Genomic DNA, 17,738 nt, shown 5'->3' on the forward strand with positions numbered 1-17,738 from the left:
TTCCGTTAGCGTAACGAACTTTTTTATTTCGAGGAGGCTGCTTTGCGAAGAAATGCTTTTATTAATGGATGAGTAATACTTTTCAGTGCCGAACGCTCAGGTTGAAATAAGGTTCCAATAAAAAAAGGATGTCGATCCAGTTCCATAATACGAACTTCGCCATCAAGGTCTACTCCGACAATGTTTAAACCCGCATTTTCTAACCTGGAGCGATACTCTGAATTCAAACCATAATTACAAATTCCATACTGTTCAACAATTTCAGGAGAATCATAAAAATCTATCGTTTTTGAACCGGGGGCCAGCCTAAACGTATGCGTTCTTTCGCTTACCGAACAAGAGAGTGGAGCAACTAAAATGAACGAGGCATCGGGATTTTCCTCGGCATGCTCTGCTTCCGCAAGTCCTACTACATTCCTTGCAAACTCAATGATCATATGTTGGAATCCACCGCATGTACCTAAAAAGGGAATCTGCTGCTCACGAGCAAACCGTATGCCGTTGAGGGCGCCTTGCATGCTTCGGTAAGGACTGGCAGGGACGACCCAAATCGCATGATATTTAGATAATTTTTGTTCGAAATCCTGATCCAACGAAGGCGTTGGAATCCATTCGAAAATGAATTGAATCCCCAGTTCATCTGCCGCCAACTGAATTGCTAGGGGTATAGCCACATGTGCTACAACATTCACATCGTAATCCCCGATTAAACCGATACAATACATATCTAAACACCCTCTCCTCACTAATTAAAAAAGAGAATAGTAATCCAATATTTGTATTAAGTCAAGAGCCTAATTCCGTTTTTTTGGACACTAAGCGCGGGTCATACGAAACCTGAGGCTGTATATGACATACAGGGGCATAATGATGAGTACAGACCAAATCAGAACGTGAAGTGGGGAGTGAGCGTATGCTCAAAATTTTGCTATTTATTCTCGTTATCCAAATGATTTATGTGTCGGCGTATACACTACGCATGATTTTGACGCTGAAAGGTCAGCGGTATATCGCTGCGCTCATTAGCACCGTGGAGGTTACGGTCTATGTGCTTGGCTTGAATGTGGTGCTCAAGTATCTGGATCAGGTGGCGAGTCTGGCAGTATACGCCATTGGTTATGCGTTGGGTATTCTTATTGGGGCATGGATTGAGGAAAAAATAGCGCTCGGCTACGTCACTGTCAAGGTTATCAGCAATGAGATCAATGGAGGAATCGCCAACGCGCTGCGGGATAAAGGATACGGCGTTACAGCCTGGCTGGGCAGTGGGCGGGACGGAGAACGTCTGGTGATGGAAATTTTGGCTAAACGGAACAATCAGAATAAGCTGTACCAATCGATTTTGGACCTGGACCCCAAGGCCTTTGTCATAACGGTAGAACCGAAGCAATTTCATGGCGGTTTCTGGACCAAGGCAATCCGCAAATAAATATTTTGGTAAAATACGCATATTTTTCGGAGGTTGGAGCATATTAATACCCGCACAGGCGAAAATGAACAGAATGCTGACAGGGGATTACCCTATAAAAACCGAGGGGGAATGTAGATGTACAGACGCCAGGCCCCGGAGATCATCCCAGAGGAAAATACAGCCATTTGGTCGTGTACAAACGAGGGCTGTAACGGCTGGATGCGAACGGATTTTACCTTTTTGAGCGAACCGGTGTGTCCACTTTGCCAGGCCTCGATGGGGCAGGAAATGCGGATGCTGCCGATTCTCAATCAGGCGGGCAATACCTTTGTCGCCCAACGCTCTTGAATCAGGATTTGCAACATCTATGAACATCAAAAGCCGCTCCAGCACATGCTGAGCGGCTTTTGGTGTTGGAGCCATGAGGAGAATAGGACCCGATTGTCCAAGACAGGCTTGCGTGAATCACAGCCTCTCCATACGCTGCACGGAATCACGATACACAATGTGACCCTGTACAAGGACTCGGCCAAAACGACTGCCGGGGTGGCTTATTTTTTTCATCATCGATTCAATGGCAGTACGTGCCATCTGTTCAATGTCCACTCCAACGGTGGTCAGCTGTGGAACAATAAGAGTGGCATATACATCGTTGTCGAAGCCAACCACAGAACAATCTTCAGGCACACGGTATCCCTGAGCAATCAGCTTTTGCACCAGGTTGTACGCCACCTGGTCACAGTTGCATACGAAGGCGGTCGGCAGCGGCTGGGGCAGCTCCATATCAACGTACACCCCTTCGTCGTCCCGGTCGCTGAGCACCCACTCGTTACGCAGGGGCAGCCTGTGCTCCAGCAAGGATTTATAGTAGCCGAGGAAACGATCCTGAATGCTACTGGTGGAATAAAGATTACCCACATATGCAATATCCCGGTGTCCCTGGGCAATCAAATAGTTGGTCAGTTCGTAGGCTCCGTAAAAATTATCGGTTACTACAGAATCGATATCGGCATGCTCATCATAAAAATCAAGAAACATTTTGGGCAGGTCCATGGATTGCACCAGCTCGATATATGGCTTGCTTACTTGTCCCAGAAGAATGAAGCCATCCACCTTGCGATCGTAATAGATACGTGGCAGATGAAGCTGCTCCTCGTCCTCGCGATGGAGGATGTGGAGGATGCCGTAGTAGCCGTAATGTTCGAGTTCCCGTGCAATTTGCTGATAGATGTGCAGATAAAACGATTGGCCGGGGCCGGTAAAACGCTCGGGAATGACAACGCCAATGTTATAGGTGAGTCCTTCCTTCATGGACTTGGCAGCGGTATTGAAACGGTAGCCCATTTCGCCCGCAAGCGTCTTGATGCGCTCTTTTAGCTCATCGCTAACTCCTTCTTTGTCATTGAGCGCCTTCGACACGGTGACACTGCTAACCCCCAGCTTATCTGCAATATCCCGCATCGTTACGTTGCTCTTCATTTCCTGTTCCGCCTTCCAATTAAAAAAGATCAACATCAGCAGCATAGCTGTCCTGTAGATATAAAGAATAGCAGCATAGCTGCCTAGAGAACAACGATTAGCCTGCGGATAACGGTTGTTCTCTGGATAGTATACATGGTTCCGCAGACAGGATAAAGCTTGCGGCCTATGTCCGCTGCGAAGAATGAGGTTGTGCTTGCAGCAGTGCTTCATTGCGCTGAATCAGCTCACGGCGGACAGCGGCGCTGCCGAGTGAACGCAGTGGGTCAGACGGTGTGTTGAACGTGTAGTCCTCCAGGCGAGCGAGGGTTGTTGTTGCTACGTGGATACGGGTGTCACTGGAGGCGTAGTAAATAAAGACTTCATTTTGCTCGTTAACCACTGCTCCGTTGCAAAAAATAACGTTCGAGACATCCCCGACGCGCTCTTCGTCATAGGGGGCTATAAAATGCCCGCCGGGCTTGGCGATGATCCGCGAAGGGTCCTCCAGGCTGGTGGCAAAGGTGTACAGCACATATCGCAATCCTGCGGCCGTATTGCGCACGCCGTGAGCGATATGAATCCAGCCGCGGCTGGTCTTGATCGGAGCGGGTCCTTGCCCGTTCTTGGCTTCGTACACTGTATGATAGCAACGCTCGTCAATCACCGTTTCATTCTCGATCACGGGCTGTGTAATATCCTCGCACAGACCGAAGGCGATGCCACCGCCCGAGCCGGTGGAAATGAATCCGTCCTGCGGACGCGTGTAAAAGGCGTATTGGCCGTTCACGAATTCGGGGTGCAGGACGACGTTGCGCTGTTGCGGGGAACGAGTGGCAATGTTCGGTAGACGGGTCCAGGTGCGAAGATCGCGGGTGCGGACGAGTCCGGCCTGAGCGACAGCGCTGGAGGTATCGTGGGGTGGTGCGTCAGGGTCCTTTTTTTCCGAGCAATAAATGCCGTAGATCCAGCCGTCCTCATGCTTCACCAGCCGCATATCGTACATGTTTGTCTCGTCCGGATCGATATCGTCCCATATCAATGGGGCATCGATGAATCGGAACTGGTCGATGCCATTATCGCTCTCAGCCAGGGCGAAAAATGATTTCCGATCTAGCCCCTCGGTGCGGGAAACCAGGATGTATTTGCCCTCATGATAGATCGCGCCCGGGTTTAGCGCTGCATTCACGCCCAGACGCTCCATGAAAAACGGGTTGGTCTGTTCGTTCAAATCAAATCGCCAATGTAGCGGGACGTGATGACGTGTGAGTACAGGATAGCGGTAGCGCTCGTAGATGCCATTGTAAAAGGTGGTGTTGATCTCATTCGGGCGTGTAATCAGTTCCTCTTGCTGTGCCAGCAGCTTATTGTATTGGTTATGAATCATTTCGTTCCCATCCTTTCCAGCATTTCAATGCAAAATCGGCTGTTGTGATATGGGCATTTCCAAGGTCCTGCAATCTCTCTCGGATCAGGCTTGCCATCCGCTTGAACGGACCAAAACCACTCACCTCCGGGGCGTGAATCTACAATATACTGCCGAGTGTAGGCCCACAAATCCCGTACAATCTGTAAGAAACGTTCGTCTTGTGTGCGTTGATACGCATTGTAAAAGCCGACGATTCCTTCTGCCTGTACCCACCATATACGCGAGGTGTCTACCCGATCGCCTTCCCGTTCGTTGATCAATGAACCATCTGGCTGAATAGCACGTTCGGCTACCGCATGGGCGATATCCACCACCATGTCCACATATTTCGGGGGATGGTGACCCAGTACGTTCATAGCGTCCTCGATCAGCCAACTGGCTTCAATATCGTGACCGTACGAGGTCAGGTCGAGCAGAGAGCGCCAGTCACTGTCGAAAAATACCTCCAACCGCCGGGCGGAAGCATCGTAAACACGGCTGTATAAAATGTCCAGTACATTCGCCAGTGCATTCCTTACTTCCTCATCCGGCTGTATGCGAAGCAGCCCGGTATACGCTTCCAGAACATGAATGTGCGTATTCATCGTGATGTGCGCGGTAACCCCGTTTTCGCTGAGCAGCTCATTAGGCTGTGTGTTCCACATCCGGTCAAATTGTTCACCATATGCCTGGCGGGTGCGATCATATCCTTTTTGCTCCAGCAGGTGAAACAGCTCCATAGCCAGTGGCAGGGCATCCGTGTCGCCCGTTGCCTGCGCATATTCGGATAAGGCATAAATGGCGAATGCCTGCGCATAGACGTGCTTGCACGTGTCTGCTGGACGGCCCGTGTGATCTACCATCCAGTACATGCCTCCATATACCGGATCTATCAGGTGCTCTTGCAGGAACAGGAAAGCGTGTCGTGCGGCGTCCTTATAGATGTTTTCCCCAGTCACACGGGCTGCTGCCGAGAAGGACCAGAGCAACCGTGCAGTGGCTATCCCGCCCTTGTCGGCCTTCTTATGGACGTGCAGATCGACATCCACCTCACCATAAAATCCACCGTGCGCTTCATCCTTCAACCCTAGCCAGAACGGGAGTATATGATCCTTCCATTCCTGTCTGATCTCATGTAGAAACGTATCCAAGAGGCACAATCCTCCTTTTTGAATTTTGTTAGGTTATCGTTAACTTTATGGAAAGATCATAATCATGTATTTAAAAGCTGTCAACTCACTTGATTAGTAACAGCTATCCAAAGGCTAAGCGATACGCAGCGAGAAAGTTATAGCATTACTTAATCCCTGGTTGTCCATCGATAAGCATTTTAAAAATAATAAAATTGACATAGTAAGCGTTATCATAATAGAATGATTTTGTTAGTTTAACGATAACCTTATTTATAACAACAGGAGGGGTCGTTTTATGAAATTGTCCAAAGTTTTGGTGCCGTTACTATCAGTGCTGTTGTTAGCGGGGTTGTTTGCAGGCTGTGCCCCCAAAGGCTCAGATGCGCCGGCAGCCAGCTCTGATCCGAAGGATGTGGAAGGTGAAATCACGGTCATTACGCAACGAACAGACATTGTGGATACGGTGTTTCAGGACTACGCCAAGGAATTTAACAAGCTTTATCCGAACGTGAAGATCAATTTTCAGGCGTTAGCCGATTATGAGAGTCAAATTAAAATCCGGATGGGGACCAGGGATTACGGAGATGTCTTGCTTATTCCTACCAGTATTCCCATTGCAGAGCTACCCGACTTTTTCGAGCCGCTGGGCACTTATGAGGAGATGAAAAGCAAGTATACCGGCATTGAAGAACGTATGGTGGAGGGCAATGTCTATGGTATTCCGGTAGCAATGACGTACTCCGGCGTGATTTATAACAAAAAAGTGTTCAAGGATGCGGGGATCACGCAGCTTCCCAAAACCCCGGATCAATTTTTAAAAGCGTTACAGCAGATTAAGGATAAAACCAAGGCGGTGCCGTTGTTTACGAACTATGCCTCTGGATGGGCACTGACCCAGTGGGAAGCTGATTTGGCTACGGTGGCGGGTACGAAGGAATATGTGAATGTTACGCAGCCGAATACAGACGACAATTTCACGAAGGGTCAGCCTCACTATGAGCTGTATAAGATCATGTACGATGCGGCTAAAAATGGTCTGATCGAAAAAGACCCGACCACCACGGATTGGGAAACCTCCAAGGCGGATTTGGCGCAAGGCAAAATCGGTACGATGGTACTCGGCTCCTGGGCCATTGACCAGATCAAAAGCACAGCGACCAACAAGGATGATATCGGGTTTATGCCTTTTCCCACCAATGCCTCCAAGGTGCTTGTTCCGCTGGCAGGTGATTACAACCTCGGTATTAACGTAAACAGTGAAAATAAGGCAGCAGCCCGTGCCTGGGTGGACTGGTTTACCGAGAAGTCCAACTATGCCGTAGAGCAGGCGGGCAGTATTAGTCCGCTACAGGGTGCGAAATTGCCTGAGATTTTGAAGCAATACGGGGAACAGGGGGCCGTTTTTGAAACGCTCACTCCTTCACCAAAAGGACAGGAAGGGATTGTTGATAAAATCGACAAAAAGGGAGAAATCGGCTTGTGGCAGCCGGATTTCAAGAAACGCATTATTGAGGCAGCGGTCGGCAACCGCCCGGAATCGTATGACACCATTATGAAGGATCTGAATGACGCATGGGTGAAGGCGCGAGCTGAAGTGGCTGCGAAGGAAGCCAAATAGTCATCTGAACTGATGATTAGAAAGGATCGACGTAGCAGTCGACGGACGGATAGCCAGGAGGTGCAGCATGTTCAAATTTTCGAATCTCAGCTACTCCAAACAAAGATTGGCGATTATTGCAGCCTTTTCATTTATTCCGCTGGCGCTGCTGATCACTTTTGCGTACTTGCCGGTGATCAACATGTTCAAATACAGCTTTTCGGACTGGAATGGCTATAGCAAGCGTCTGGAATATGTGGGCTTTGAAAACTATATCCAAATCTTTACCGATCCCGAGTATTTCTCGGTGTTTAAGGTCAGTCTGTATTATTTTGTCGCCACGTTTGTACAGATGGGTCTGGCTCTTTATTTTGCAACCATTCTCAGCTTTCAAACCTGGTTTAAAAATGTGTTTAAAGGCATTTTATTTTTCCCTTCTCTAATGAACGGGGTGGCCATTGGTTTTATTTTTCTGTTTTTCTTCAAGCCGGACGGCACACTGGATACACTGCTTCAGGCCCTGGGGCTGGGTTCGTATGTCAAGCTGTGGCTGGGCAACCCGGAGATTATCAACATTTCGCTGGCTGGCACGTCGATCTGGAGATACATGGGCTTTAATTTTATTGTGTTTCTCGGTGCGATTTCCTCCATATCAAGCGATCTGTATGAAGCGTCCGATATCGACGGGGCCAACCGCTGGCATCAGTTCAGGTACATTATTTTGCCGAGCATCAAGCGGATTTTGCAGCTGAATCTGATCCTGGCAATTAGCGGTGCAATCAGCGCATTCGATATTCCGTATATTATGACTAGCGGCTCCAATGGCAGTAAAACGTTCGTGATCCAAACGATTGATGTGGCGTTCAAATACAGTAAGGTCGGTCTGGCCTCGGCGATGGCGGTTATTTTGCTGCTGATTGTGATCGTGGTTACACTGCTTCAACGTATGCTGATTCGGGGGGAGGACTAATCATGTATATGCTGAAAAGAACGCTGGCCAGCAGCATCAAGTATGCCGCGCTTTTGCTGGGTGCGTTCGTCGCATTGCTGCCGATTGTCGTGATTTTGTTCGCTTCCTTGAAGACGAAGGCTGAATATGCGGCCACCAGTCCGCTGACTCCCCCGGTGAACTGGCTGAATTGGGCGAACTATACCAAAGCCTTTGTCAATGGCAACATGCTAACCGGATTTGTGAATACAGCCTTTATTTTGCTGGTTTCGATCATCGGGGCCACGCTGACGGGCTCCATGATTGCGTATATTCTGAATCGCTTTAAATTTAAAGGCAAAAGTCTCATGCTCGGGGCGTTTCTGCTCGCAACCCTCATTCCGGGAGTAACGACACAGGTGTCGACATTCCAGATTATCAACAAGCTGGAGCTGTTTAACACGCCTTGGGCAGCTATTTTACTGTATTTGGGAACCGATATTATTGCGGTGTATATTTTTCTGCAATTTCTGGATTCGATCGCGGTGGCGCTGGATGAATCGGCCATGCTGGATGGCGCGTCCTATCTGACGATCTACTGGCGCATCATTTTGCCCCTGCTGAAGCCTGCCATTGTGACCGTGATTATTATCAAGGGCGTTAATATTTACAACGACTTTTACACCCCGTTCCTGTATATGCCCAAAACAAGCCTGCCGGTCATATCGACGGCGCTGTTTAAGTTTAAAGGTCCGTATGGCTCGCAATGGGAAGTGATCAGCGCGGGTATTATCATTGCTATTATTCCGACGCTGATTGCATTTTTGTCATTACAAAAATATATCTATAACGGATTCGCGCAGGGCTCAGTGAAATAGAACAATGGTTTAAGTGAAAATCAATAAAATCAAGTGTCTCGGTGAGAGGAGAGGGTACGAATGAGTAAATTGAGTGTGGATTTGGATACAGATAACGTACGAATTGTAGGAGACAGCCTGCCGGAAATGCCGTGGCAAGATAAGCCTGAAGGCAGTGAGGCTCCGGTATGGCGGCATTCGGAGAATCCGGTCATTGGCCGGAATCCGGTGCCGGGCATTGCCCGTATTTTCAACAGTGCAGTAGCCCCGTATGAGGGGCGGTTTGTGGGGGTGTTTCGTGCCGAAACGATTAATGGACGCCCGCATTTGCATCTGGGCTGGAGTGACGACGGATTGGCTTGGGACATTGAAACGGAACGCTTGCATTTGGTCGATGAGGAAGGGGACGATTACCAGCCCAACTATGCTTACGATCCGCGACTGGTGCGGGTGGAGGATACGTATTATATCATCTGGTGTACAGATTTTTACGGCGCGGCGTTGGGGATCGCGCAAACGAAGGATTTTAAAAGCTTTGTACGATTGGAAAATCCGTTCCTGCCGTTTAATCGCAACGGTGTGCTGTTCCCCCGCAAGCTAAACGGGAACTATGTGTTGCTATCTCGTCCGAGCGACAGCGGTCATACGCCGTTTGGCGATATTTTTCTCAGCGAAAGCCCGGATCTGGTGTATTGGGGCAAGCACCGTCATGTGATGAGCAAGGGCGGGCAGGGCTGGTGGCAATCAGTGAAGATTGGCGGCGGACCGGCTCCGATTGAGACGACCGTGGGCTGGCTCATGTTCTACCACGGGGTGACAGGCACGTGCAATGGGCTGGTTTACAGTATGGGAGTAACCGTTCTTGACCTGGATGATCCATCCAAGGTTAAATATCGTTCCTCCAATTTCGTGCTGACCCCGGAGGAATGGTATGAGGAACGGGGTTTTGTGCCGAATGTCGTGTTCCCGTGTGCTACACTGCATGATGCCGACACCGGACGGATTGCGATTTACTATGGGGCAGCCGATACGTATGTAGGTGTCGCGTATACGACAGTGTCTGACATGCTGAAATATGTCATCGCAACAGATGAAGTGGTCGCCGACGACCATGAATTGGGCCGGATGTAGGAGGAGATTTGAATGCCGGAGGATATGTCTTTACAGCAATTGCAATCGTATACGGGCAGTAGCCCGAAGCCCTCGGATTTTGATGCATACTGGGAGCGGGCACTACAGGAGCTGGAGCAGCAGCCGCTGGATTACACGCTGGAGCCGGCCGATTTCAGTTCTCCACTGGTGGAGTGCTACCACCTGTATTTTACAGGGGTGGGCGGAGCGAAGGTTCATGGCAAGCTTGCCCGTCCCAAAAAGATTACAGGGAAAGGCCCGGCTTTGGCTATGTTTCACGGGTACTCCTGTGACAGCGGCGACTGGTTCGACAAGGTGAGCTATGCCGCGCACGGTTTTATCGTGCTGGCTATGGATTGCCGGGGACAAGGCGGGCCGTCGGAGGACAATTTGCAGGTTCAGGGAACAACGATTCGCGGGCATGTGATTCGGGGAATTGACGACCCGGACCCGGATCGGTTGTATTACCGCAACGTATTCTTGGATACCGTACAGACGGTGCGTATCTTAATGTCTATGGAGCAGGTCGACCCCGAACGGATCGGCGCATTTGGCTGCTCCCAGGGAGGGGCATTAACGGTTGCCTGTGCTGCGCTGGAGCCTCGTGTCCGTGTAGCGGTCCCGGTATATCCGTTCCTGTCGGACTATAAAAGAGCGTGGGCGCTGGATGCAACGACATCTGCATATGAGGAATTGGTATATTATTTTCGTTGGTTTGATCCAAATCATGTGCGTGAGGAGGAGCTATTCCACCGATTAGGCTACATTGATATTCAACATTTGGCAGATCGTATTCGCGGTCGTGTGTTATTTGTGACGGGACTGTCAGACATCGTTTGTCCACCCTCTACGCAATTTGCGGTGTACAATAAAATCGTATCCGATAAGGAAATGCTTCTGTATCACGAATACGGTCATGAGTACCTGCCCTATCTGTCGGATCGTGCCATGAGCGAATTTTTGCAGCTATAGGGGTTGAACTTAATCACAGGCTCCTTTATAGTGTTAGCTATAACCTTCGTGAACGCGTAATAAATGAATGCCCCATTTGTATAACCTCAATAATATGGTTTGAGGGTCTCTACCAGGAACCGATAAATCCTGATTACAAAAAGTGTACGTCCTGTACATTTCTTGTGGTCAGGATTTTTTTACGTCATACGAGGGATTTACATGACAGCAAAGGAGCTAATGTAATGAACTTTAAAGTAGTTATTTTGACGCTTGCGACCTTTACGGTGGGTCTGGTGGAGTTAATTATCGGTGGCGTGCTGCCTCAGATTGCACAGGATTTGAATGTCTCTGTAAGCACGGCAGGTCAGCTTATTATGATCTATGCCCTCGTCTACGCAATCGCTGGGCCGACTTTATTGGCGCTGACCGCCAGAATTGAACGAAAACGGCTGTATTTGTGGTCGATGTTTATCTTTATTCTGGGAAGCCTGCTGGCCTTCTGGAGCCCGAATTATGCAGTATTGTTTGTATCCCGTATCGTTACCGCTGCAAGCGGATCGCTGATTGTGACGTTATCACTGACCATTGCGGTCAAAGTCGTGTCCAAGGCTTATCAGGCCCGAGTCCTCGGTGTCATCTCCATGGGGGTCAGCTCGTCCATCGTGCTTGGCATTCCAGCCGGGGTGCTGATTGGCAATGCATTGGGCTGGCGCGTGCTGTTCCTCATCATTGCCTTGTTGACGGTAGTCTCTATGGTCGTTATGAACTTGTTTATGGAGCGAATTCCGACGGAGCATGTTGTGCCTATGCGCGAGCAATTAAAATCCTTGAAAAATGCCAAAGTGATCAGTGCCCATCTGGTGACGACGCTGACACTGGCGGGACACTACACGTTGTATGCGTATTTTACTCCGTTTTTGGAGAATCTTATGGGCTTAAACGCCTCGTGGGTTAGTGTGGCCTATTTCGTTTTTGGACTGGCGGCAGTGAGCGGCGGCTTTATTGGCGGCTCGTTGGCTGACCGGTTCGGCACAGCGAAAAGTATTCTTATCGTTGTTGGTGTGTTTATCGCTGTAATGTTCCTGCTGCCGTTCTCCATTCATTCGATTTATGTGTTTGCACCGCTCCTGATCATCTGGGGGATACTGAGCTGGGCCTTGTCGCCGCCGATGCAGAGCTATCTTATTGAACATGCGCCCGAATCGGGTAGCATTCAGCAAAGCTTTAATTTCTCTGCCCTTCAGGTCGGGATCGCTCTTGGCTCGGCCTTGGGCGGGGTAGTGATTGAGCATAGCGAATCTGTTGCTACGAATGCCTGGGTAGGCGGGGCGTTTGTGATGGTTGCCTTTGTATGCGGCGTATTTTCAATTACCAGAACCGGAATATCGCATACTGTCAGAGGGCACGAACACCAATCCGTTTTATAGTTCGATAGGCCATCCCCCTCTTTCATAATGCGATAAACCATGTTATACTACACACAACTATGAAGAAGGGGGTGAGGTAGGTGAATCACGAGATGCTGAACAACCGTATTAGCCAGCTGCCGATTGCTATGGCTGGCATTGTTCATGCTTTTCCATACAGCGGGAGAAGTCTGTCCAATTTTAAGCATACGGTTGTAAACATCGCGAGAAGACGCCTACCTTAACTCGAACGGATTGCTGTACCTTCCGAAGAGTCGCGGGGCTTGCTCCTGCGGCTCTTTTTGTGTACCCAGGTAAGGGTCTTCCTAAATAAAGGAGAGCCTGAACATGTATATTGTAAACGGTCAACAATTGAAGAAATATCACGCTGCAAATCTGATTCTGGATGGTGCCTCATTTGAAATCCATACAGGGGAAAAGGTCGGTCTCATTGGCCGCAACGGAAGCGGCAAAACGACCCTGCTACGCCTGATTGCGCGTTTGTCCCGCCCGGATGAAGGCCAGCTTGTCATCGCCAAGGATGCGAAAATCGGCTACCTGCCGCAAATCCCGGCGGAGTTTGAGAACTTCACTGTATACGAAACGCTGGCTTACGCCTATCGTGAGCTGCAGGATTGCCGCAGCCAGATGAGCAGGCTGGAGCGGGAAATGTCAGATCCGGTTGTGGCGGCGGATATGGATCGTTTGGAAAAGCTGCTGCAATCGTATGCTGCCTTGCAGGAGCGGTTTGAGCGCAGCGGCGGCTATGAAATGGATGCCAATATAGATCAGGTGGCAGATGGACTGCGCATTCCCAAAGCTATGTATACGCGCAGCTTTGGCTCATTGTCTGGTGGAGAGAAAACAAAAATAGCGCTGGCATCACAGCTCATCGGTCGGCCGGATTTATTGCTGCTGGATGAGCCGACCAACCATCTGGATTTGAAGGGGCTGGAATGGCTGGAGCAATTTTTGCAGGGCTATACAGGTGCGTGTGTGGTTGTATCCCATGATCGTTATTTTCTGGATCGGGTCGCCGTCAAGATGATTGAGCTGGAGGATGGCGAGGCGTTTACGTACTATACGAATTACAGCAGCTACGTCAAGGAAAAGGAAGAACGTCTGCTGCTGCAGTTCGAGGATTATAAGGAGCAGCAAAAGCGGATCAAAAAGATGAAGGAGGCCATTCGGCGTTTTGAAGAGTGGGGCCGCAATGGCGACAACGAAAAGTTTTTTAAAAAAGCGGCCTCGATCCGTAAAGCCTTGGAGCGTATGGAGCTGGTGAAGCGGCCTGTGCTGGACCCTCAAGGTGCCGAGTTTCACTTAAAGCTGGAGGATCGCTCGGGTCGCAGGGTGCTGGCATTTGAGGAAATCGTCAAATCCTATGGAGAGCGGCAGATATTGAAAGGGGCCACAGGCAATCTGGAGTTTGGTGAAAAGGTGGCACTGCTGGGTGATAACGGCTCAGGCAAAACGACACTGCTCAAGCTGCTGCTTGGTCAGGAAAGCGCGGATGCGGGGACGGTACAATGGGGCGCGCGCGTGGAATATGGATATCTGGCACAGCAAGAGAGAGAACGGGATAGCCGGGCGACCGTGCTTGCTTATTTCAAGGAAGAAGCTGGCGTAGAGGAAGGCGAAGCGCGCGGGCTGCTGGCGAAGTATTTATTTTACGGTGCCGATGTGTTTAAGCCTGTGAGCATGCTGTCCGGTGGGGAGTGGTCCCGCTTGCGGCTGGCACTGCTGGTGATGAAAAAGCCGAATCTGTTGGTGCTGGATGAGCCGACCAACCATCTGGACATCGACTCACGCGAGGCGCTGGAGGAAGCGCTCGACACCTACACGGGAACGGTGCTGGCGATTTCACATGATCGCTACTTTGTGAATAAGCTGGCCGGGCGTGTGTGGGAGCTGGAAAATGGTAAGCTGACCTTTTATCTGGGCAGCTTTGATGAATACCGGGCGAAGAAGCGGGAGCTGGAAAGCGCCCGCTTGCAGTGCGAGGGGGATGCCGGGGCACGCGCGGCATCTGCAAGTAGAGCCGCGGCTGCTGGCGGCTCAGGCTCGGGCCTGGCTGCACATTCCGGTGCAGCCAGCAATGGCGCGGGGACGGCTGCGCGTACAGGAGCGGCCCCCGGAGCCGATGCGAGCGGCGCACGCTCCGGGGCGGCAGGCCGCCGGGGCTCGTCCGACGCCGGAGCGGAATCGGGGGCGCGCGGAGCGAAAGCCGCGAAGCCGTCCCGCACGCCCGCCGTATCCAGCGAGCGGCTGGAGCGGGCCATTGCCGCCAAGGAAGCGGAATTGGCGGCGACGGATGCCGAGCTGGAGCTGCTCGGCACAAGCAGCGACACGGCGCGCATGGCGGAGCTGTGGGACGCGCGGGAAGGGCTGCAAGCGGAGCTGGACACATTGCTCGGCGAGTGGGTCGAGCTGGAGTAGGTGGCGGATCTGGTTCTTTTGGCGAAGATTCCGCCTCACGAAGCGCACACGAAAAAGAAGCATTCAGACCCGGCCGTCTGCGATGCTTCTTTGGCTTTCCGTTTTATGCGGAAATGGTCTTTCTCCTTACGAAACGTCTATCTATCCAATAAACGATGAACAGAGACAACAAGCCGACACCGATTGGTATGCTGAAAGCTTCGTATGGAAACGGCGCTCCTTCAAGCTTAAACTGGTTTGTGGCGCGATACTCGAGCCGCTTGGCGGCGAATTTAGCTGTCCAGATATCTTCCTGCTTCGCCAAGTCTTCAAACGCAGGCTCCATTGCGAACCGCTCCAGCGCATCGCTGTGCAGGTAAAGCTGCTCAGCCTTCCCGCCGTTCTCGTTCCAGTTTCGGATATCGCCCGCAGCACGCGTCTTAACGTCCGGCCCCACAAAAATCATTTTGTCGAGTTTCGGGACATCAGCTATTTGATATCGGGCGATCAGATTCAGACCGTGCCGGGTAACGATTGGCTCGTGTTTGCTTGATATCGTTAATGTTATCGTCGTACCGGAAGCCCCGTACGTGTCAAAAGCCGAGGATAACATCAACTCGTCGACACCCTTATACAACAGGACACCGTTCTTTTTCTTGCTCCATTGAAACGCGTTGTTCAAAACATATACGATATCGCTTAATCCGGCTGTGAAAGGCTCCATTTGCGGATGCTGAACAAAATCGTAGGAAGGGTAATTCATTTCTTTCGCCACTTTCTCCGCTGCCGACTCTCCCATTTGCCGGGATATGACGTACAGTGTGGCATCAATCCCCGAAGTCAGGCCGGCCGAGGAGACTATGTTGCCATCAGACACGTAACGCTGATCCCTTTTCCAAGTAATCTCGGTATACTTCTTTTCCAATCTACTGATATCTCCCCAATGCGTTGCCGCAGATTTCCCGTTCAACAGGCCGGTATCCGCCAAATTTTCCGCACCATTGCAGATAGATAACAAGGTCGTTTCCTTGCTGGAGTGCTTCCTTATCCAATCGCGGACAGGCTTGTATTTCGCTTCATCCAAAATTGGCATGAAAGGGATCACGATTATATCCGGACCTTTCCCCGTCAATTCGTCCAACTCGTCAAAAGTGTAATGCGGTGCGACATCAAGGCCGCCCGTCAATGATTTGATGTTTTTGTCGGGAGCTACCGCAACAACATTGTACGAGCCCGTCATGGAGAACATTTCGTATGGTACGAGAAAATCGAACACCTCGGTCACTTCATTCGCCAAAATAACGGCCACCGTCGGCTTTTTCGAATCATAGGCAGGAGCTTGGATGCTTTGTAAAGAAGCAGGAACCGGCTTATCGTAAACCGACATAGCCTCCTGCATCGTGCTCATGAAACCGATCGCGCCGGTTCCTCCCACAACCAGAATGAAAACGCACACATACGCGATGAAACGCCATACTTTTTTCAATTTCCTTCTCTCCTCTGATTTTTTTCTAGTTGGTATTAATTACTTTCTTATTTCAAAGATAAGGGGAGAAGGCGAACTAATAAACTCGTCCGAAGACTATATTTTTCCCCGACTTAGGTCCAGGTAAAGGACTTTTTTTCTCGAACAGCAGTTGAGTATTTCTTTTATCATCATAACTGACCGGCTCTTTTCTGAATATGACTCGATCGGGCTATTCGCACAGCACCAGCGAAGCATGGACTGTGCATTATAGAACGCTTTTGGCTGAATTGTCTTCCCGAAAAGAAAGCACCGATGTCCCGGCCCGATACACCGCTGCCGTTATTCGATCAGCCTTCCATTCTTCATAGGCTCGGATAAACATCTCGTCAATTGGCTGCCGAGGTCCCCCCCCGTGCACGGTGGCAAAAACGAGATTTTGCGCTAATATCTTAAAAGTAAAAAAAGATCCAATCGACCGTTGAAGGGTCGGCTGGATCTTTTTTTATCACAAATTTCCTTCCAAAACTCTGCCTTAGTAAACCGAAGCTTTCTTCGAAGTGTTTTTGATGCCGTTGGCATCATTAAACACAGTATTTCCCCATGCGGTTGGCGTTTTCCAGTCACTGCTGTTCACGAGATCAAGCCATGCGTTTTCACTGTTGTTGCCCGTCCAGGACCAGGCCAGATAGCCGATGCCTTTGGCTTGAGACTGCTTCATGACCTCGTAAGGATTCACGGTGGTGCCCAGGTTGTTGTTGCCATTGTTATAGTTGTAGCCAAACTCACCAACGATGACCGCCAGCCCCTTGTCCTTGATGGCCTGCAGCTCAGAGCCGATTTTACTGGAATCATTATAGTTGGCATACATATGGACGGAAAATAAGATGTTATGGTTGGGATCGTGCTGCAGCAGCTCTACGCCGTGGGCCTTGATCGGGGAAGCATATTGTCCCCAGCCGGAGCCGTCGATCACAATTGTATTTGGCACACCTGCGTTGCGCAGGGTGGTAATTGCAGTTTTGTAAGCGTCCCGCCATGCGGCATCCGAGAGGTTGTGGTCGCCCCATTCATTGGCGATATTCACGAGGACGTACTTCTGGTTATCGGTCAGTATTTTTTTCACCGCTGGGTCAGCGAAATAACGGGCCATGTCGTTCAAACGGTTGGCATCATTGCTGCCAGTCACGTCGTGCAGCTCAACCACGGAAATCAGCTTGAGCTGTTTGGCCCGTTCGATGATCTCTCCGAGTCTTTGCGCCGATCCATTGGTTTGCCACACAATGCGGACGGTGTTGGACTTCGTCGCAGCAATCGCATCCAATGCCTGATAGGCTTGTGCGTCAAACCAGATATGAGGGTTGTTCACCCCGCGCATCACAAAGTTGTTCCCATTGGCATCCTTCAAATTGTTTCCGCTTACATAAAAACCAGAGGCTGCAAATGATGTACCTGCATTCAATAACCCTACACTGGAACAAAGCAGAAAAATAATAGTAAAGATGAAAGCCTTTTTGCCATAAAGACGCCAATCTCTCACGAATCAATCTCCTCCTTCTTTATAGTCCAGTT

Annotated in this window: 16 protein-coding genes and 1 riboswitch; of the genes, 10 read left to right on the plus strand and 6 right to left on the minus strand. The window is 50.2% G+C overall.

The window, feature by feature from the left end; translation table 11 throughout:
• Positions 1-23: 23 nt before the first annotated feature.
• A complete protein-coding gene (locus B4V02_RS01040) occupies positions 24-725 on the minus strand; it encodes a CTP synthase C-terminal region-related (seleno)protein (protein ID WP_094153454.1) in 702 nt (233 codons plus the stop codon).
• Positions 726-913: 188 nt separating this feature from the next.
• Between B4V02_RS01040 and B4V02_RS01045 the strand changes: the two genes are divergently transcribed.
• Together B4V02_RS01045 and B4V02_RS01050 are read left to right on the plus strand one after the other, a co-directional pair.
• Positions 914-1,429, plus strand: coding sequence for a DUF2179 domain-containing protein (locus B4V02_RS01045; RefSeq protein ID WP_007432948.1), 516 nt, complete (start codon positions 914-916; stop codon positions 1,427-1,429).
• Between the two features lie 117 nt (positions 1,430-1,546).
• On the plus strand, positions 1,547-1,759 hold the full coding sequence (locus tag B4V02_RS01050) for a cold-shock protein (RefSeq protein ID WP_007432947.1): 213 nt from the start codon (positions 1,547-1,549) through the stop codon (positions 1,757-1,759).
• Between the two features lie 117 nt (positions 1,760-1,876).
• Here the strand turns inward: B4V02_RS01050 and B4V02_RS01055 are convergent, their stop codons facing one another.
• The 3 genes from B4V02_RS01055 to B4V02_RS01065 all read right to left on the minus strand — a co-directional run bounded on the left by B4V02_RS01055 (position 1,877) and on the right by B4V02_RS01065 (position 5,428).
• Positions 1,877-2,890 carry a substrate-binding domain-containing protein gene (locus B4V02_RS01055; protein ID WP_094156918.1) on the minus strand — a complete coding sequence of 338 codons (1,014 nt, stop codon included), beginning with the start codon at positions 2,888-2,890 and terminating at the stop codon, positions 1,877-1,879.
• Between the two features lie 166 nt (positions 2,891-3,056).
• A complete protein-coding gene (locus tag B4V02_RS01060; RefSeq protein ID WP_094153455.1) occupies positions 3,057-4,256 on the minus strand; it encodes a glycoside hydrolase family 130 protein in 1,200 nt (399 codons plus the stop codon).
• Positions 4,253-5,428, minus strand: coding sequence for an AGE family epimerase/isomerase (locus B4V02_RS01065; RefSeq protein ID WP_094153456.1), 1,176 nt, complete (start codon positions 5,426-5,428; stop codon positions 4,253-4,255). Before B4V02_RS01065 ends, B4V02_RS01060 begins: the two co-directional genes overlap by 4 nt.
• Before the next feature lie 277 nt (positions 5,429-5,705).
• Here B4V02_RS01065 and B4V02_RS01070 point away from each other — a divergent pair, with 277 nt between their 5' ends.
• The 8 genes from B4V02_RS01070 to abc-f all read left to right on the plus strand — a co-directional run bounded on the left by B4V02_RS01070 (position 5,706) and on the right by abc-f (position 14,722).
• Positions 5,706-7,028 carry an ABC transporter substrate-binding protein gene (locus tag B4V02_RS01070; protein ID WP_094153457.1) on the plus strand — a complete coding sequence of 441 codons (1,323 nt, stop codon included), beginning with the start codon at positions 5,706-5,708 and terminating at the stop codon, positions 7,026-7,028.
• Positions 7,029-7,095: 67 nt separating this feature from the next.
• Positions 7,096-7,977 (plus strand): carbohydrate ABC transporter permease, encoded by an 882-nt coding sequence (locus B4V02_RS01075; protein WP_094153458.1) that lies wholly within the window; start codon positions 7,096-7,098, stop codon positions 7,975-7,977.
• 2 nt (positions 7,978-7,979) lie between these two features.
• On the plus strand, positions 7,980-8,813 hold the full coding sequence (locus B4V02_RS01080) for a carbohydrate ABC transporter permease (RefSeq protein ID WP_094153459.1): 834 nt from the start codon (positions 7,980-7,982) through the stop codon (positions 8,811-8,813).
• A gap of 60 nt (positions 8,814-8,873) precedes the next feature.
• The gene (locus B4V02_RS01085) at positions 8,874-9,923 is read left to right on the plus strand and encodes a glycoside hydrolase family 130 protein (RefSeq protein ID WP_094153460.1); all 1,050 of its coding nucleotides are present in this window, start codon (positions 8,874-8,876) and stop codon (positions 9,921-9,923) included.
• Between the two features lie 12 nt (positions 9,924-9,935).
• The gene (locus tag B4V02_RS01090) at positions 9,936-10,895 is read left to right on the plus strand and encodes an acetylxylan esterase (protein WP_094153461.1); all 960 of its coding nucleotides are present in this window, start codon (positions 9,936-9,938) and stop codon (positions 10,893-10,895) included.
• A gap of 56 nt (positions 10,896-10,951) precedes the next feature.
• Positions 10,952-11,051: riboswitch (purine riboswitch) on the plus strand.
• 68 nt (positions 11,052-11,119) lie between these two features.
• A complete protein-coding gene (locus B4V02_RS01095) occupies positions 11,120-12,304 on the plus strand; it encodes an MFS transporter (RefSeq protein ID WP_094153462.1) in 1,185 nt (394 codons plus the stop codon).
• Between the two features lie 80 nt (positions 12,305-12,384).
• On the plus strand, positions 12,385-12,528 hold the full coding sequence (locus B4V02_RS26040; protein WP_167383733.1) for a hypothetical protein: 144 nt from the start codon (positions 12,385-12,387) through the stop codon (positions 12,526-12,528).
• A 103-nt stretch (positions 12,529-12,631) separates the two neighbouring features.
• Positions 12,632-14,722, plus strand: coding sequence for a ribosomal protection-like ABC-F family protein (abc-f, locus tag B4V02_RS01100; protein WP_094153463.1), 2,091 nt, complete (start codon positions 12,632-12,634; stop codon positions 14,720-14,722).
• 103 nt (positions 14,723-14,825) lie between these two features.
• On the opposite strand, the gene B4V02_RS01105 is transcribed toward abc-f, so the two are convergent.
• Together B4V02_RS01105 and B4V02_RS01110 are read right to left on the minus strand one after the other, a co-directional pair.
• Entirely contained in the window at positions 14,826-16,187 is a 1,362-nt protein-coding gene (locus tag B4V02_RS01105) for a DJ-1/PfpI family protein (protein ID WP_094153464.1), read from the minus strand.
• Between the two features lie 514 nt (positions 16,188-16,701).
• The gene (locus tag B4V02_RS01110) at positions 16,702-17,706 is read right to left on the minus strand and encodes a cellulase family glycosylhydrolase (RefSeq protein ID WP_094153465.1); all 1,005 of its coding nucleotides are present in this window, start codon (positions 17,704-17,706) and stop codon (positions 16,702-16,704) included.
• Positions 17,707-17,738: the final 32 nt, after the last annotated feature.

The sequence above is a fragment of the Paenibacillus kribbensis genome, from assembly GCF_002240415.1.
GTDB classification, from domain to species: Bacteria; Bacillota; Bacilli; order Paenibacillales; family Paenibacillaceae; genus Paenibacillus; species Paenibacillus kribbensis.

What these genes read in the sequence shown, in the direction of transcription:
- B4V02_RS01095 (WP_094153462.1), top strand. Translation starts at nt 11,120, where the DNA reads ATGAACTTTAAAGTAGTTATTTTGACGCTTGCGACCTTTACGGTGGGT.
- B4V02_RS01060 (WP_094153455.1), bottom strand. Translation starts at nt 4,256, where the DNA reads ATGATTCATAACCAATACAATAAGCTGCTGGCACAGCAAGAGGAACTG.
- B4V02_RS01090 (WP_094153461.1), top strand. Translation starts at nt 9,936, where the DNA reads ATGCCGGAGGATATGTCTTTACAGCAATTGCAATCGTATACGGGCAGT.
- B4V02_RS01040 (WP_094153454.1), bottom strand. Translation starts at nt 725, where the DNA reads ATGTATTGTATCGGTTTAATCGGGGATTACGATGTGAATGTTGTAGCA.
- B4V02_RS01080 (WP_094153459.1), top strand. Translation starts at nt 7,980, where the DNA reads ATGTATATGCTGAAAAGAACGCTGGCCAGCAGCATCAAGTATGCCGCG.
- B4V02_RS01075 (WP_094153458.1), top strand. Translation starts at nt 7,096, where the DNA reads ATGTTCAAATTTTCGAATCTCAGCTACTCCAAACAAAGATTGGCGATT.
- B4V02_RS01070 (WP_094153457.1), top strand. Translation starts at nt 5,706, where the DNA reads ATGAAATTGTCCAAAGTTTTGGTGCCGTTACTATCAGTGCTGTTGTTA.
- B4V02_RS01045 (WP_007432948.1), top strand. Translation starts at nt 914, where the DNA reads ATGCTCAAAATTTTGCTATTTATTCTCGTTATCCAAATGATTTATGTG.
- B4V02_RS01055 (WP_094156918.1), bottom strand. Translation starts at nt 2,890, where the DNA reads ATGAAGAGCAACGTAACGATGCGGGATATTGCAGATAAGCTGGGGGTT.
- B4V02_RS01085 (WP_094153460.1), top strand. Translation starts at nt 8,874, where the DNA reads ATGAGTAAATTGAGTGTGGATTTGGATACAGATAACGTACGAATTGTA.
- B4V02_RS01050 (WP_007432947.1), top strand. Translation starts at nt 1,547, where the DNA reads ATGTACAGACGCCAGGCCCCGGAGATCATCCCAGAGGAAAATACAGCC.
- abc-f (WP_094153463.1), top strand. Translation starts at nt 12,632, where the DNA reads ATGTATATTGTAAACGGTCAACAATTGAAGAAATATCACGCTGCAAAT.